The organism is Novosphingobium sp. FKTRR1 (assembly GCF_020404405.1).
Classification (GTDB): domain Bacteria; phylum Pseudomonadota; class Alphaproteobacteria; order Sphingomonadales; family Sphingomonadaceae; genus Novosphingobium.
Map to the genome: position 1 here is coordinate 1 of NZ_JAIZDA010000052.1, position 14,805 is coordinate 14,805.

Sequence of the window (14,805 nt, forward strand, 5' to 3'; positions counted from 1 at the left end):
TGCGCATGATCGTATCACGCTCTTCAAGACTGAGATGTCGGTAGTTTCGAGCCATTGTGCATCCTCTTGAGTGGGGCACAAAGTGCCCGGAAATCCTCAAAATTCGCACTTCCAGATAGAATCCACCATGGCACGACCATCCAGGTTGATAATATAGCTTATGTTAAATGCAGCTCCGCCAAGACCCATGTTGCGCGCCTCCGCTCGGACGGAAAACCGGCGCGTTAGCCGACGGTTATGATGGTTCTCGCCGGGAAGACTGATCACGCGGCAGTCGGAGTTCGTCGTCGATGACCTCGAGCCGGTGCGGCGGATTGCGGCTCCACGACCACAGTATGAGATTGCGGTCGTCGGACGTGGCGCGCGACGCGAAGCTCGGCACGATCACGCCGGCACAGCCTCCGGCAATCAGCCAGTCGGCAAGTTCCCAGGTAGGCACCGGCTGGCGGTCTCCGGCAAGCCGCTCCCACGCACAGCCAAGCTGCGCCAGCGTCACCCGCGCTGCTTCGCGCACACCGGGATCGGTCAGGTCGAGGATGTCGGCCAGTTCCGCTCGGTAGCTGCAGATGGTGAGCGGCTGCGCCTTGAAGGCAAAGCCCTGCTGCGCCTCGAGCCAGGCCGTTTCGAGGCTCAGTGCGGCATAGAAGCAGGCCGTGCCGATGCGGTTAAAGCGCCCGCCATGCAGCTTCGCACCTTCACCGGATTCCGGATCGAACGCCCAGGCCGGATGATGCGCGCGGTAGACGAGTCCGTCGAACCGGCTGAAGGACAACGTCATCTTGAGGGTGCCTGGCGATCAGGCAAACCCACCAGCGGCGATCCGGCCAAGATAGGCGCGCACCTTCTCGCCGAGGCCCTGGCGGACAAGTTCTTCGGCCGTGGCATCGCCGAACGAAGGCAGCGGCTGCGAGCGATACCAGGCATAGGCGGCCAGTTCGCTGCCTGCCCAAGGGATGACACGGTTGATGATCTCGCTCACCTCGCGCAGCCGTGCCTGGGTGACCACGCTCTGGCTGCGGGCAGCCTTGGAGACAGCATCGCGGGACAATCCGGCCGCGAGCGCCAGCTCAGACTTGGTGATATGCAAGGCGGCCGACAGCCGGTCGGGCGATACGCCCTTCTCGCCGGTGACTTCGCTCAAGAATGCCGCGCTTGCCATTTGCCTCACCAAATGCCCTTAATTTTGGTCATAATGTGTGGCGCAGGCAGGGACTTGTCAAGGTGAAGGCGTTACGATGGCACGTTGCAGCGAAGCAGCAGTGCCCAGGATGACCGGAGCATGACGCCTCGGCGATGCGTGCCGCTAGGCAAGGCAAGCCCCTGCAGCACTCAACCTTGCGGTTCAGCGCCAGCAACCAATGCATCCGCCTGCGGCACATCGACCGCGTCAAATGCCACCTTGAGCTTCTTGCGCGGCGCCTTCCGCTTGACCGCCGCCTCGTCTGCGGGCGCCCCGCTTGCAGCCTTGCGCTTAACGGGGGCCTTTCTGGCCGGCGCAAGCTTCGAACGTGCGTCCTGGACCGGTTCGGCCACCTGTGCCGGTGCGCCCAACGGCTTGCGGCCCAGTCCAATACTCAGCGCCAGTTCTTTGCGCCGCGCGGCGTAGTCGGGCGCAACCATCGGGTAGCTCGCAGGCAGGCTCCAGCGCACCCGATACTCGGCCGGCGTCAGCCCATGGTCGCTGCCAAGATGGCGCTTGAGCAGCTTGAGCTTTGCGCCGCATTCGAGGCAGGCGATCGCATCCGGCTTGACCGAGGCGCGTACCGACACAGCCGGCTTGCGCTCTTCGTCCACGATCTCTGTCGCTTGGCCGAGGCGGGCGAGCGAGGCATGGACGGCGATGATCAACCCCGGCAGGTCATGTGCCGAAACCGCATTGTTGCTGACGTGCGCGGTGACAATGTCGGCGACGTGATCGAGCAGCGTTTGGGTTTCAGCCAAGGGAGATCCTTTCCAGGGAAGCGCGTAATGTTATCTAGGCGATAAGTATCTCTGGCACCATATCGACCGCGCCTAAAGGGCGATACCCTGTGGTGCGGCCCTGGTTCTTCGGACAGCGAACAGCTCGCCTTGCGGGTTTGTATGCACGGCGGACGATCGTCGCACCGGCGCAGGCTTACGCAGCAAGCCCAGTACGTGCGGTTTGATCCCGTAGACCGCATGGCGCCCACCCCCACGGTTCTTGTGGTTCGTTGCATAGCCTGCATAGTGGCGCGTCATCAGGCCGGCACGCACGAGGTCGGAAATCGCCCGGCTGATATTGGCGCGACCGACGGCCTGGACCTGCTCTTCGACAGCTGCGTTGATCCGGGCGGAATCGCGTGCCGCATCGCCAGTCAGTTCCCCAAGGAGTCCTGCCGTCACGCGTGCGCGCAGGGCGGCGCGGCGCGCGGGCTGCTCGGTCATCGGCAGCAGCTTGGTGCAAAGCCAGTCGCGCAACAGGACGGGTGCCCCTGCCCTCATCACAAAGGGGCCCGCCTGCCCTCGCCTGTCCGCGAGATCGGCGACAAGCTGAAGAACCATGAAGGCGTAACGTGGCCGGTTCGAGGCTGCGACCAGGACCGCATAGATGTCCCCGAAATCGGTGATCTGTGGCTCGTGCTCCATGGATCAGTATTGAGCACAAAAGGTGAATCCTGTGAATCCCCTTCCCGCACCGCGCATGTCGTTTGTCGTGCGTGACACTTCGCCCGAGCGGCCTTCGCGAAACGAAACTCATTGGCGCTGTTCCAAGGAGCCGATCTCCCGCAACCCAAAGCAAACGGGGCAACCGGCACCTGCTTTGCGCCCTGCAAAGTGTCACTTTGTCCAAGGGCGAAGTGTCACAGGCGGCATATCTCGACCGCTCGCAATCAAAATGGAATAAAGTGATCTCTCCATCAATCTCGGAGGTGTGACACCGCCATTTTTTGACTTGGCAAACCAGCGTTCCCTAGAGTCCCAAATCCAACCGTTTCTCAGGCACCGGTGCCTGCATTCCGCAATGCTTCTCGGGTTCCGCGCGCAAGGAAGCAGGATCAATATCAGCCGATTTTGAGACCGATGAACGCCCCGCCGAACGGACAGTGGCCGAAGGCGGATCGACGACCTTCTCCCCCACCGCTTCCAGCGCGCTGGCCTTGTCGCCGCGATTGCCTTCGATGGTCCTGAGCAGTGCGTCCCTGTCGTTCGTGACGATCTCAAGATTGTCGCGAACGCGCGTTGCCATGACATAGGTCAGGCGCTGGTTGGACAGCAGGCGTTCGGACGAGTGCATGACCCCGATCCCCTTGTCCGAGGTCATACCCTGCGCCTGGTGCATGTTGATGGCATAAGCCAAACCGAGCCGCTCGAGCATGGGATCATCACGCCGCAAGGTGAAGATGTCCCCGCGCGCGTTCTCGATGCGCACGCTGTCGCCATTGATGCCCAGCACCCGCGCCTGAGCCGAATTGAACAGCGCCCGATCCTTGTCGTTGGCACTCCAGCGGATCCGGTCGCCTGCATGGATCCGCACTTTCTCGGTCTCATAGAGCGCCAAGGCATCGCGGTGGTCACCGGCCTCGATTTCACCCGGCGAAAAACGGACATGCTCCCCTGCCCCGTCCCGCAAAGTCACCATGCCCTTGGCGTTGGCCGAGAGCACCTCGTACCGGCCGACATCAATCCCCGCCGGGCGATCCCTGCGGAATACCTCGACGACCTGCCCCTTGCGGTATGTGTGCGCCAGGCGCAGTTCCTCGCGGGTCGCGTTGACCTTCTGGAGCGTGGTTAGTTCAAGCCCGTCCCCGGTCAGAACGCCCTCGGCACGAAGGCCGGCCTGCACCAGCGCATTGAGTTCGGACCGGGTTTCCCGGCCCGACGCATAGAGCGCAGTGCGTTCGCGGTCCTCGGATGACAAGTCCAACCACCGCCGAGCGGCTACCGCCCGATACTCGACACCGGCACTGGTCACGCGGTCTCCCAGCACCTCGAACGCCTCTCGAAACGCCCCTGCCCGCGCAAGGCCCGCCACCGCCTTCATCGCATCGGTGCGCTGGCGCAGACTTTCCTCGAGGTGTGCGATGGTGGGTCCGTGCGACTGGACGAGACTGAAAGCCTTGCCGGCATCGATCGGCTGCAACTGCTTGCGATCCCCGATCATCACCATGCGCTCGACACCCATCCGATTGGCGATGAGGACAAGGTCGTTCATGGCCTCGGTCGAAACGAGCGAAGCTTCGTCGAGCACGAGGATCTTGCCGGACAGTGCGTCGCGCGATGCCTCGAGCCCTGACCCGGCGCCCTGCCCGGTCGCAGAGCGATGCGCATGGACAAACGCCGCGACGGTCTCGGCGGCAATTCCCCCCTCGTCGCGCAACATGTCGACCATCTTGTTGGCCATGGCGAGACCTAGCACGCTGCGCCCATGCTCCCCCGCAACCTCCGCGATGCTGCGGATCAGCGTGGTCTTGCCGGCACCGGCAACGCCTTGAATCACCACAAACCGATCCGGGCTCGACAAGGCAACAACGCCGGCCGCCAGTTGCTCGGCACTCAGCGGATGATCGCCCGCGATGGCCTGCAGCCGCTCCACGGCCCCATTCGCAGGGACTAGGACAGTGCCCCGCCCGCGCCCGGCATCGATCCCACCCAGCAGCTTGCGCTCGGCCGCGAGGTGGCCGGGCGTCGTCACATGCGTCACCGCGCCATCTGCGCGATCGGAAACACCCGGGATGAGGGCGCCGCTGCCCAGAAGCTGACCGATCCGCGCTTCGACCCGCTCGATGGTCACCCCCTTGATCCCGAGGTTGAGCGCGGTGCTGGCAAGCTCGCCAATGGCAAAGGCCGCCTCGCGCTGCCCTATGATCCGCAATGCAGAAGCCACGGCGAGTTCGCTGCGGAAGGCCTGCGGCGACAGCTTGAGGCGGGCAAGACCGTTGGTGGCCAGCGGATCGTCGGGCAGCAGGTATGTGCCGACCGTAGCGCGCACCGAGCGCAAGATTTCGCCTGCGTGCCGCAGGGTGCCGATCAGTGCTTCCCGCCCCGGCGTGGCGGTGGAGCGCTCCCGCGCCGCTGCCACAAGCGTGGCACCGGCAAACCCCAGCTCTGCCGCGCGATCGCGCCAGACGCCCCGCAGTGCCTCGCGATCCTCGAGATTGATCTTGTCGTCGCGGGTGCGGCGAGTGATTTCGCGAAGGATACGGGTTTCGTCGGCGCCGCGGCCCAGTTCTGCCGCCTTGGCGAGAATGTCCTGTCGGCGCTGGCTGAAGGCGTCGATCACCGCCTTGGGTACGCCCTCGATCTCGAACTGGCCGTGCTTGCCGGTGATGCGCGTTTCGTATCCAAGCTTCTCGATCTCGGAGCGCAGGGCCGCGTGATAGGCACTGCCAATCGCGGCGTTGTTCTTCCATAGCTCGCCATTCCACAAGGCGCGCCATTGCCCGGCTGCGGTGCGCGTGATGGCAGCGATGACCACGTGTATGTGCGCCTGAGGATCGAGCTTGCGGCTCGTGTCGTGCTGAAACATGGCATAGACGAGATTGCCCGTGCGCACGGCCTCGCCGCTGCGATTGCGATCGTAGTTGCGCGCTTCGGCGAACTTCTTTTCCGCCCAGGCCATGGTCTGGCGCACCGCGAGGCGATGGGCGGCGAGCAGGCGTTCGTCGCCCGCGACATAGGCCAGCACGCTTGCCGACTTGGGCATCGAGAAGGTCAGGTCGATACCGGCCCGGCGATGCTCGTGCGCATTGACCACGGTGCCATCGGGGAGTGCACCGTTGAGCAGGGTCTCGAAAGTGGCCTTGCCGACCTCGCCGTCAAGGCCCAGCGCGGCAGCCCCCTCCCCGCCCCATTCGCTCATCTCCGAGGCGTGCTCGCCGGTGTAGTAATCGTCCTTCGCAAAATAGCTCGCCGCCCCGCCCGCCGATCGCACTGGAGCCACCGACAACATCGCATCAGTCCCCGATGCCCGGACCGTCGTCTCGGTCATGGCCAGGCTCGGTCGCCTCGTGCCCCCGCCGCGCGTGACGGTCGGTGTAGTCGAAACCCAGCTGTTCCTCGCGCGCCGCGAGCAGCTCGGGCGCCTTGCGGGCCGCGGCGATCCCGGCACGCCTGCCGATCGCGGCATCGCGCGCGCTGTCGGCAAGGCGCGGCTCCCCCGTGCTTTGCGAACGCATGTTGCCGATAATTCCGGCGAGGCCCGCTTCTGGCTGGCTTGGGTTATCCGGTTCGCCGGCAGCGCGCGTGTCGGTCTCGCGCTCGCCCGCGGTCACCTCGCGCCGATCGGCCGCAGTGAACAGGTCATCGGTCAGGCGGGCGCGTTCCTCCGGCACGATCTGCCCCACCAATGCACGCTGCTCCGCTCCCGCCCGTGCAGGCACGGGCTCGACGCCCCCCTCCCCTTCGGCAGGCGCGGCACTGCCGCCCGGCGGCACGAAAGGCGCGGGCGTCAGGCTGGCGCGTCGCCGCCAGGGTTCGGCCACGGCCGGATAGTCGCGCCAGACAAGGCGGATGCGCGTGGCCGGGAACCCATCGGGGAACTTGAGGAAACCGTAGAGCGCGGGGAGATTCATGATGTCGTCGGGAATGACGAGCGGCTTGACCTCGGTGCGCGGCGTCAGGGTCGAGGCATCGCGGGTGTTGTTGTAGCCGTAGGAATAGGCCTCATCCATCTCGCGCACTTCGCGGTTGCCGATAAACTCGGCGCAGACCCGTGCGGTTTCCATGTCGGCGGTCGAGAGGATCAGTTTGGTCCGCGCCAATGCGGCCAGGTTGATGGCGCCCTGCTCGCCGTAGGTTTCTGCAAGCTTGTCGAAACTGTGCATGCCGAGCACGAAGGCACCGCCAAAGGCCCGAGCAGTCTGGAGACCATGCTCGATCGCGGGCAGACGGTGCAACGCATGGACCTCGTCGAACAGGAACCAGGTGCGCAAGTCACGGGTGCGCTCGAGCCGCATCAGCGCGTTGACCGCCATATCCATCCACAGCGTCAGCAGCGCGCGATTGAGCGTGAGGTCGGTATGGGTCGAGGTGATGAAGAGGATGCCTCCATCGCGCGCCTCCTCGCGCATCCAGGCGTTGATCGAGAACGCCGGCAACCCGCCCTCGACCGGATCGGGCAGGAAGCGGATGACCTGCGCATTGGTGTTGAACACCGCCCGAATCGATTCCGCCATGCGCGCAGCCTGGGTCGCCGTCAGCGGATCGGCGATGGTGTTCTCGAGCATCCGGTGCACGGCGGACAAGTCGGCATGCATGAGGTGGTGGGCGATGGCGCCGTTCGAGATGAGCCCGGCTTCGGCAAGTTTGACGCACATTTCGACGAAGAGCGTGCGCGCAGCCATCGCCCAGAAGGGTTCGGCATTGCCGCCATCGCTCGGGATGAGCGCGGCGGCGGCGGCGGTGAAGTCGGCATAGTTCACGCAGTCGTTGAAGATCGTCCAGGGCGGGCAGCGCTCGTCCATCGGATTGAGAATGTGGTCGCGCGAAGGATCGTAGAAGCTCTCGACGAAGGCCCCGGTCAGGTCGAAAATCACGCAACGGTGCCCACGCTCGCGCGCCTGGGCGACGATCGAGCGCAATTGCGTTGTCTTGCCAGCACCAGTCGTGCCGATCAGCATCGCGTGGCTCTGCTCGAGCCGCCATGGGAAGGGAACGCCCGCCATGTCGTAGGGCGCGGGGATCCCCATCGCGAGCCGCCGCGCAGGCGAGGTCGTCGAAACCCGTGCAGCATCAAGGCGTGGATCGATCCGGGCAAGCTCGCGCGCGAGTTCGGCATGGTTGTGCGCGGCGATTTCGCGCAGGAGGACGGGCCGCTCGACCAGCATGGCGCCGCGCTCGTGGCGTTCCTTGAGGATCTCGATTCCGCGCCGACGCGACACATCGACGAACCAGATCGAGAGCGGGATCGTGAGGAACGCCGCCCCGATCGCGGCGGCGAGCGCACAGTGCATGGCCTTGGCCCAGGCGATGCGGACCGCACTGTTGTAGGGGACCGCCCCCATCGGCACGCGGATGACGCGATCGGAGGGCAGGGTCAGGTTGATCACGTGGGTGGGGTCAAAATCGACCATGTCCCAGGCCAGCGCATAGAGCTTCATCAGCACGAGCTGGATCTCGTGGTCCTCCATGTGGAAGGTCAGGATCAGCGAGGCGAGGATCGTGAAGGCGAAGAAGCCGATCACCAGCGGCAGCTTGAGCCCCTGCCATGTCATCAGCACTTCGTGCGTCAGCAGCTGCGAGCCGCGCGTGAAGTGGCCGGCGTTGCGGATCACCCGCCCTCGTGCCGAGTGGTGCTGGACCGTGGCCGGCCGGCCGTCGAAACGGATGCCACGCTCACGCATCGTGGTAGGCCTTGAGCCGTTCGATGGTGAGCGCGGGCAGCCGCTCGGCGAACTCGGGGTCGGCCAGGGTAAGCAACCGATCGGTCGCGGCCTGCGTGCTTTCGATGATCGCGATGAGGCGCGTGAGGTTGACGCCGTGCCCAGCCTCGACGAACGGGAGCCCCACATCGATCAGCTGGCGGATGATGGCCGAGCGCGACATGCCAAGCCCTGAAGCCAGCGCGTCGATCCGTGCGAACTGGTCCTGTGCGAGCGAGACGCCCACATCCCTGAAGGTCTTCACCAGCGTTCCCTTGCCTTGAGGGAACGTGATTTCGGGTATCGCAGCGCCGATCCTACGCCGCTGTCGTGATGCTGTCGAACCGAAATCGGGCTGCAGCCGGCAGCAACCAGAAAGGGCGCAATTTCAGCATCTTGCGAGAAGGGCCGGTGAACTGCAGCGGGCTGCAGCAAGGGCAAAGGGCGGCAAATTGGCGGATTTCTGCCGTTTCTTGAATACGGCCCCGCCGTGTACGGTGTGCCTGTCAATAGGCAGGATTCAGGGCCATTGGACCGGTACTGGCAGCTTGATCAGAAGCTGTGGTTTCTCCCTGATTCCTGCGGGATTGCGGCCCGCTCGGGCCAAGGCGGTGGCTGCGACCACGTCGAAGCGGCGGCTACGAAATTCGCCATTTGTTCCGTTTGCGGGTACAAATAGCCATCAGCCCTACCCAAACTGCCTGACCCATTCGAACGACCATTTGGCAATACAGATGGTCTTCGACGGCCTGGGCCAAGGGTCCACCGGCGAGTACGAAAACAGACGGCAAAAGGCCCCTGTGGATCGCCCGCAGAGGCCTTATCGGTGGTGATCCTGGTGATGATAGGCGACGCTACCTCGAGCGCCGCCGGGTGGCCTTAGCAGGAGCCGGTTCCGCGGTCTCGTCCTGCGGCAGTTCGGCATCGCCTGCCACCTTCTCCTTGGCCTTGGCGAGGAAATCGACCTGCTCGGCGATGATCTCGCAGCCGTAACGGACCTGGCCGTCCTTGTCGGTCCAGCGGGTGTAGTGGATGCGGCCCGTGACCATGACCAGGGCGCCCTTGGTGACGTGCTCTGCCACCGACCTGCCGACGCCGTTGAAGCAGGTGATGCGATGCCATTCGGTCTCGGCCTGGCGATGCCCTTCGCCGTCCTTGTAGCTGCGGGTGGTGGCAACGGAGAGGCTTGTGACCGAGGCGCCGTTCTGGAGGCTGCGGACTTCCGGGTTGCTGCCGACGAAGCCTGCGAGGATGGCGGTGTTCTTCATGGCGAATTCCTTTCGAAGCTCTGCTGAGTGTCCAAGGGACCATCCCTTCGACTGAGCCCCTAAAGGTCCGGGGGCGGAGGGGACCGCACCGGAGCGCAGCGCAGGGAAACCCCGGCGGAAGGAGTGGTGCGGACAGCCGCGTGAAAGCGCGGCAACACGGTCCGCATCGGCGCGGGTTGCGTGTCCTGTCCGGCTTCGGACAGGGGCGTGTTTCAGTCTCGGAAGGGGATGGTGTCTGGACGCGGGCGAGCGGTCACGATGGCTCGTCGTGAAGAACCAATCCTGCTTCAGGCTGCCTTGGCAAGGTCCTCGATGCGCGCCTCGCAGGCGCTCTTCACCAGCGCCTGGAGCACCTCCACCCGCCCCGCGATCCAGGCAAGCTCGTCAGCCGAAATGCGATAAGATGGCGCGTACCTCGCCTTCACATAGGCATCGCGCAGGAGGGCATAGCAGCGCTTCTCGAAACGCCCGGTTCGCGGCCAGACATCCTTTAGTGCTGGCTCGATCTCCTCGGCCATGTCACGCAAGCGGTTGAGGTTATGCGATTTAGGGCTCCACAACGTGCGTACCAGAAACAGGCAATGGTAAAGCCGCTCAACTGACTGATGCAATTGGAAGGCTGCTTCCTTCGGTCGGTCGATAGAAATGTAGTAGCCCGCACCTTTGGCGAAGGCGACTGCACTCTCGAACCAGTCGTCGAAGTAGTCCTGCGTCTCCTTGAGCGCCTGCTCGCGTGACAGCGGCATGGGCTCAACGAACGCGGAATCCGGCTCCTCAAACAGCACGACGCCATCCTTTAGGATGTCCATGAAGAAGTACCGGCCAAGCCGGAGCCTCTCGTTCACATCATCAAGGCTGTGATAAATCAAGCTGACTGGCGTGCGCAGCATTGTACCCGCCGACAAATCGGCAAGCAGCCTGTTTTCGGTGGCTTCCCAAAACTCGGCAACGTCGGTGAGATCATCGTGGTTGACCACCACAAGCAGGTCGTAATCGGAAAAGTAGCGGCCAACCGGATCTTCGACCCAGTCGCCGCGTGCATAGGAGCCGAACAGCACGATCTTGAGCAGCTTGCCTGCGCGATAGCGTGGCTGCGTACGATGCGCGATTGCCTCAGCAAAGCCGGTCCGCACGATCTCGACGACGTAGGCGAGTTCGCGCCGCTTGCCTTCAGGAAGATGATCGATGCCGGATTTCATCATTTGCAGAATCGGCGGTTTTGTATCTCCTGCCAAGGAAAAAGTGAGAGCGTCACCCATGCCGCCCGTCTATTGACCGCGAGGGGCGAAAAGATGTGGCAATCGGCATTGCCTTGCCCATATAGAAAAGACGCTGCCCCCGTAACGAGCGGGAGCAGCGTCTCTGTTACCGTCAGCTGAAGGCCGCTTCGCATCGTGCATCAGCTACCGGCAGAGGGAAGCCTCAGGGCTTCCCTCTTAGCCGCGCGGCGGGAAGGGATCGTTCCCGTAGCTGTTACGCTCACGGATCAGATTGTTCCTGCCATGGATGAGGACTTCGCTGCTCTGGTTGCGAGCAATCTCAGTCGCCCGCGCGATCGCTTCGCGCTGCGTGCCGAAATGCGCCGTGTCACGGCTATTTCCCGCCCCCAGAACTGCCCAGTCGTCACCGCGACGGACCACATGCTGGTTTTTACCTGCCATTCAAATCACCCCCTTTCGGCCTGGCTGTTGGAATATGGAATTGGCCAATCGAACATTCAAGTCAGAAATTGACAAAATTGTTCGATGCGCTATATCAGGGGTAATAAAAACCGGAGAGACTGCCTTCCCCCGGCAGTGAGGAGACCGCCATGTCCAATCCAGAACTAGCCCGCAGGCTGCGGGAAGCGCGAGAGCTTGCCAGCGTGAGCCAGCAAGCCGCGGCGGATCATGTCGGCATTCCCCGTACCGCAATTACCCAGATCGAGGCCGGCAACCGCCTTGTCTCGACCATGGAGCTGAGCAAGCTCGCTGAGCTTTATCGCCGCTCCATTTCGTGGTTCCTTGCCGAAGCCCAGCAGCATGACGACGATGTGCTTGTCGCACTTCACCGCCTTGCACCGGGCCTTCAAGAAGATGACGCGATCCGCTTCCAGGTGGACCGCTGCGTCTCCCTTTGCCGCGAAGGCGTCAATCTGGAGACGATCCTCGGCCGCGAAGAGCGCCCAGGCCCACCGGTCTATCAGGAGCCCGCGCCTCACACCGTGTGGGACGCTGTGCGGCAGGGCCATAAGGTTGCAGATCAAGAGCGTCGGCGTCTCGGGTTGGGTAGTGCCCCACTTCCCGATTTGGCCGAGCTAATGGTCGATCAAGGCATTTGGGCCTCAGGCGCTAATCTGCCTGGCACGATGTCTGGCCTGTTTCTTCACCATCCGAGCATCGGCATGGCCATTCTCGTCAATGCGCAGCATCCGCGCGCTCGCCGCCGGTTCTCCTATGCGCATGAATATGCGCATGCGCTGTTTGATCGTGATCGGGTGGCCAATGTCACCACGACCGACAATCGCGCAGAACGGGTCGAGCAGCGCGCGAACGCCTTTGCCTCTGCCTTCCTTCTGCCGGCAGAAGGCATCGACGATGAATTGCGCCAGCTCGGGAAGGGGCAGCCTTCCCGTGGCGACGTGCTCGTCTTTGATGCAGCGACGGGCGGAAGCATCGAGGGGCAGGCACGGCCCGCACCAAACTCGCAAACTATCGGGTTTCAGGACGTGGCGTACATCGCCCATCGTTTTGGGGTGAGCTACGAAGCCGCAGCCTATCGCCTGAAAAGTCTTCGCCGCGTCAGCCCAGCGGAAAGCGCGGAATTGCTCACGCCTGCCATGCAGGACGCGGGCCGCGACTATCTCAGAGCGCTTGAGCTATTTGATGACCTGGAGGGTACGGATACGCCGCAGCGGGGCACCCGCGAGCTGCGTAGTCGCATCGCGCACCTTGCGATCGAGGCCTATCGTCGTGGGGAAATCTCCCGTGGACGGCTGCTCGACTTGAGCAAAGCGCTCGACATCGAGGGCCGGCAACTCTTCGATTTGGCTGAGGTGGCCCGCTCTGCGTGATGGACCTTCCCGACGCCATCCTCGTGACCGACACGTCCGTGCTGGTGAACTTTCTCCGCATCGATCGAATGGAGCTGCTGCGCGACCTGCCATGCCGCTTCGTAGTGACAGACCACGCTTCTGGCGAACTGACTGACTTCTATCCCGAGCAGGTAGAGCGGTTCAACGCAGCATTGGCAGCGGGCTATGTCGAGGCCTGCACCGTCACCGACGAAGCAGCACTCGACATTTTCGGGCGCCTCACGGGTACAACCCGTCTTGGCGTTGGCGAGAGTGCCACCATCGCCCATGCCATGGTGACAGGGGCAGGGGTGGCGATCGACGACCGCCGAGCCATCAATGAGGCACGGCGTATCGCCGAAGGACTGGTGATCGTGCGTACCGCCGATCTTATGGTGCGTATGATCCAAGAGGCCATGCTTACCGTCGAGGAAGCCGACGCCATCAAGGACGATTGGGCAGCGAACCACCGCTTTCGCATTCCAGTCGCCAGCTTCGCCGAGATGATGTGAATTGGCGCGATTGCTTACGGTTGGCGAGCAGGTAGCAGAGGGTAATTGAGCGTGACTAACGTCTACTATCTTTCCGAACACCGGAGGAAGACGCCTGCACCCGCAGCTCCTTTGTCTAGGCGGCGTGGACAAATTCGGGGCGGGCTGGATGCCTATCTGAGTTGATCGCCCGTGACGAATTGCACGACGAAGAACAGCACTGCGCATCCGCACCAGAAGATCGCCCATGCGGTGAAGACCCGGCGGAACGCCGTCGGGTATTCTGGTTTCTGGATGAACCAGACGAAAATATAAGGGCACCAGAGGGTCAGGAACCCCATCAGCGCCAGTTTCAGTGTCGATGCCTGTGGTGCGGCTTCGTCTATTGGCACGGCAGTCATAGGTGAACTTATTTCCCAAAAGCACGGCCTTCGCAATCGAACTGCTGAAGGAAACGCACGGCGAGATTGACGCGAAGCGATGAGGTTGATTCAAGGCTGCCTTTTGGAGGCAGGTTTGAGCCGGGGCGATCTCACCGAAGCGGAGTGGCGTGTTCTGAAGGGCTTGTTGCCGATCGAGCCGGAGAACCGTGGCCGAGGCCGTCCGCCCGAGCAAAACCGCTCCATCATCAATGGCATACTTTGGCGGCTCCGTTGCGGCGCTCCGTGGCGCGATGTCCCGCCCAAATACGGCAGTTGGAACACCATCTATCGCCGGTTCCGACGTTGGAGCGAAGCCGGAGTCTGGGAGACCGTCGCCGTAACATTGGCCGAAATCATGGCGGACAGCGGCCACTACAGCATCGACAGCACCACCGTTCGCGCCCACGTCTCGGCAGCGGGCGGAAAAGGGGGACTCATCGACGAGCTCTTGGCCGCTCGCGGGGCGGGTTCACCAGTAAACTTCACTGCCTGGCTGATGCCCTCGGACGCCCGCTCGCGTTCCATCTGACAGTCGGCGAGGCGGCAGATTGCAAGGCCTATGACGCCTTGATCGGCCTACCCGAGCGCGCACCCGACGCCTTGCTCGCCGACAAGGGCTACGACGCCGACGCAATCCGTGCCGACCTTGCCAAACGGGAAATCGAGGCCGTCATCCCTGCCCGGTCAAACCGCCGCGTGAAAATCGGGCATGATCGGACGCTCTACAAGCAGCGCAACCGCATCGAGCGCATGTTCGGACAACTCAAGATCAACCGCGCCATCGCCACCCGCTACGACCAGCTTGCCAATACCTTCCTCGGAATGGTCCATCTCGCCACCGCCAGATACTGGCTCAAATTTGTACACGCCGCCTAGGATCGAGTTGCAGCAGAAGCTGCTGCGTGAAGCCGAAGCAGCGCGCCTTGCTATGCTGGAGGCGCGGGCTCGCAATCAGCCAACCGAACAACCGCCTGAAGCTACCCCTCTTCCCGTTGATCCCCAGGCCAGAGCGCAGCTGATACAACAGCTTCTCCAAAAGGCTGAAGAAGCGCGCCAACGCAGTCTCGAAGCCATGCAGCGGCGCATGCCACCTGCACCCGAAGTCAATGAACTTGTCTCTGCGATGCGGATTCCGACGATCGCGCGCATGTATTGCGATCTGATGCCGCGCAGCGTTCCGATTTGATCGCGCGCAGGTAAAGCACCTGATCGTTGGTATCTATTCGCACTATGGTTTGGCGTTGGTCAAGC

The 14,805-nt window shown here is 63.2% G+C and carries 15 protein-coding genes; 4 read left to right on the forward strand and 11 right to left on the reverse strand.

The features are described 5' to 3' along the window. Positions 1–235 precede the first annotated feature (235 nt). The 10 genes from LDN95_RS21875 to LDN95_RS21920 form a co-directional block, all read right to left on the reverse strand. Positions 236–778: an RES family NAD+ phosphorylase gene (locus tag LDN95_RS21875; protein ID WP_226019648.1), complete on the reverse strand. Its 543-nt coding sequence runs from the start codon at positions 776–778 to the stop codon at positions 236–238. 18 nt (positions 779–796) lie between these two features. Continuing rightward, on the reverse strand, positions 797–1,141 hold the full coding sequence (locus LDN95_RS21880; protein ID WP_226019649.1) for an antitoxin Xre/MbcA/ParS toxin-binding domain-containing protein: 345 nt from the start codon (positions 1,139–1,141) through the stop codon (positions 797–799). A gap of 188 nt (positions 1,142–1,329) precedes the next feature. Then, a complete protein-coding gene (locus LDN95_RS21885; protein ID WP_226019650.1) occupies positions 1,330–1,941 on the reverse strand; it encodes a MucR family transcriptional regulator in 612 nt (203 codons plus the stop codon). Between the two features lie 72 nt (positions 1,942–2,013). Then, a complete protein-coding gene (locus LDN95_RS21890; RefSeq protein WP_226019651.1) occupies positions 2,014–2,607 on the reverse strand; it encodes a hypothetical protein in 594 nt (197 codons plus the stop codon). A gap of 325 nt (positions 2,608–2,932) precedes the next feature. Then, positions 2,933–5,950, reverse strand: a complete 3,018-nt coding sequence (mobF, locus tag LDN95_RS21895) for a MobF family relaxase (protein ID WP_226019652.1) — start codon at positions 5,948–5,950, stop codon at positions 2,933–2,935. Continuing rightward, positions 5,916–8,303, reverse strand: coding sequence for a type IV secretion system DNA-binding domain-containing protein (locus tag LDN95_RS21900; protein ID WP_226019653.1), 2,388 nt, complete (start codon positions 8,301–8,303; stop codon positions 5,916–5,918). Before LDN95_RS21900 ends, mobF begins: the two co-directional genes overlap by 35 nt. Further along, the gene (locus tag LDN95_RS21905) at positions 8,296–8,586 is read right to left on the reverse strand and encodes a ribbon-helix-helix protein, CopG family (protein ID WP_226019654.1); all 291 of its coding nucleotides are present in this window, start codon (positions 8,584–8,586) and stop codon (positions 8,296–8,298) included. Before LDN95_RS21905 ends, LDN95_RS21900 begins: the two co-directional genes overlap by 8 nt. Positions 8,587–9,175: 589 nt before the next feature. Further along, positions 9,176–9,589: a single-stranded DNA-binding protein gene (locus LDN95_RS21910; RefSeq protein ID WP_226019655.1), complete on the reverse strand. Its 414-nt coding sequence runs from the start codon at positions 9,587–9,589 to the stop codon at positions 9,176–9,178. A 287-nt stretch (positions 9,590–9,876) separates the two neighbouring features. Then, entirely contained in the window at positions 9,877–10,848 is a 972-nt protein-coding gene (locus LDN95_RS21915; protein ID WP_226019656.1) for a HEPN domain-containing protein, read from the reverse strand. A gap of 177 nt (positions 10,849–11,025) precedes the next feature. Next, entirely contained in the window at positions 11,026–11,250 is a 225-nt protein-coding gene (locus tag LDN95_RS21920; RefSeq protein ID WP_226019657.1) for a DUF2188 domain-containing protein, read from the reverse strand. Positions 11,251–11,399: 149 nt separating this feature from the next. Here LDN95_RS21920 and LDN95_RS21925 point away from each other — a divergent pair, with 149 nt between their 5' ends. Continuing rightward, positions 11,400–12,641, forward strand: a complete 1,242-nt coding sequence (locus LDN95_RS21925) for an ImmA/IrrE family metallo-endopeptidase (protein WP_226019658.1) — start codon at positions 11,400–11,402, stop codon at positions 12,639–12,641. Continuing rightward, entirely contained in the window at positions 12,641–13,153 is a 513-nt protein-coding gene (locus LDN95_RS21930; RefSeq protein WP_226019659.1) for a hypothetical protein, read from the forward strand. The genes LDN95_RS21925 and LDN95_RS21930 overlap by 1 nt, the downstream gene beginning before the upstream one ends. Positions 13,154–13,305: 152 nt before the next feature. Here the strand turns inward: LDN95_RS21930 and LDN95_RS21935 are convergent, their stop codons facing one another. Next, the gene (locus LDN95_RS21935) at positions 13,306–13,533 is read right to left on the reverse strand and encodes a hypothetical protein (RefSeq protein ID WP_226019660.1); all 228 of its coding nucleotides are present in this window, start codon (positions 13,531–13,533) and stop codon (positions 13,306–13,308) included. Between the two features lie 115 nt (positions 13,534–13,648). On the opposite strand from LDN95_RS21935, the gene LDN95_RS21940 reads away from it, so the two are divergent. Together LDN95_RS21940 and LDN95_RS21945 are read left to right on the forward strand one after the other, a co-directional pair. Then, positions 13,649–14,430 (forward strand): IS5 family transposase gene (locus tag LDN95_RS21940; RefSeq protein WP_226019661.1). Its coding sequence is split into 2 segments (ribosomal slippage): positions 13,649–13,973 and positions 13,973–14,430, totalling 783 coding nucleotides; the frame shifts between segments, so codons are not numbered across the junction. Positions 14,431–14,437: 7 nt separating this feature from the next. Beyond that, positions 14,438–14,740, forward strand: a complete 303-nt coding sequence (locus tag LDN95_RS21945; protein ID WP_226019662.1) for a hypothetical protein — start codon at positions 14,438–14,440, stop codon at positions 14,738–14,740. Positions 14,741–14,805 lie beyond the last annotated feature (65 nt).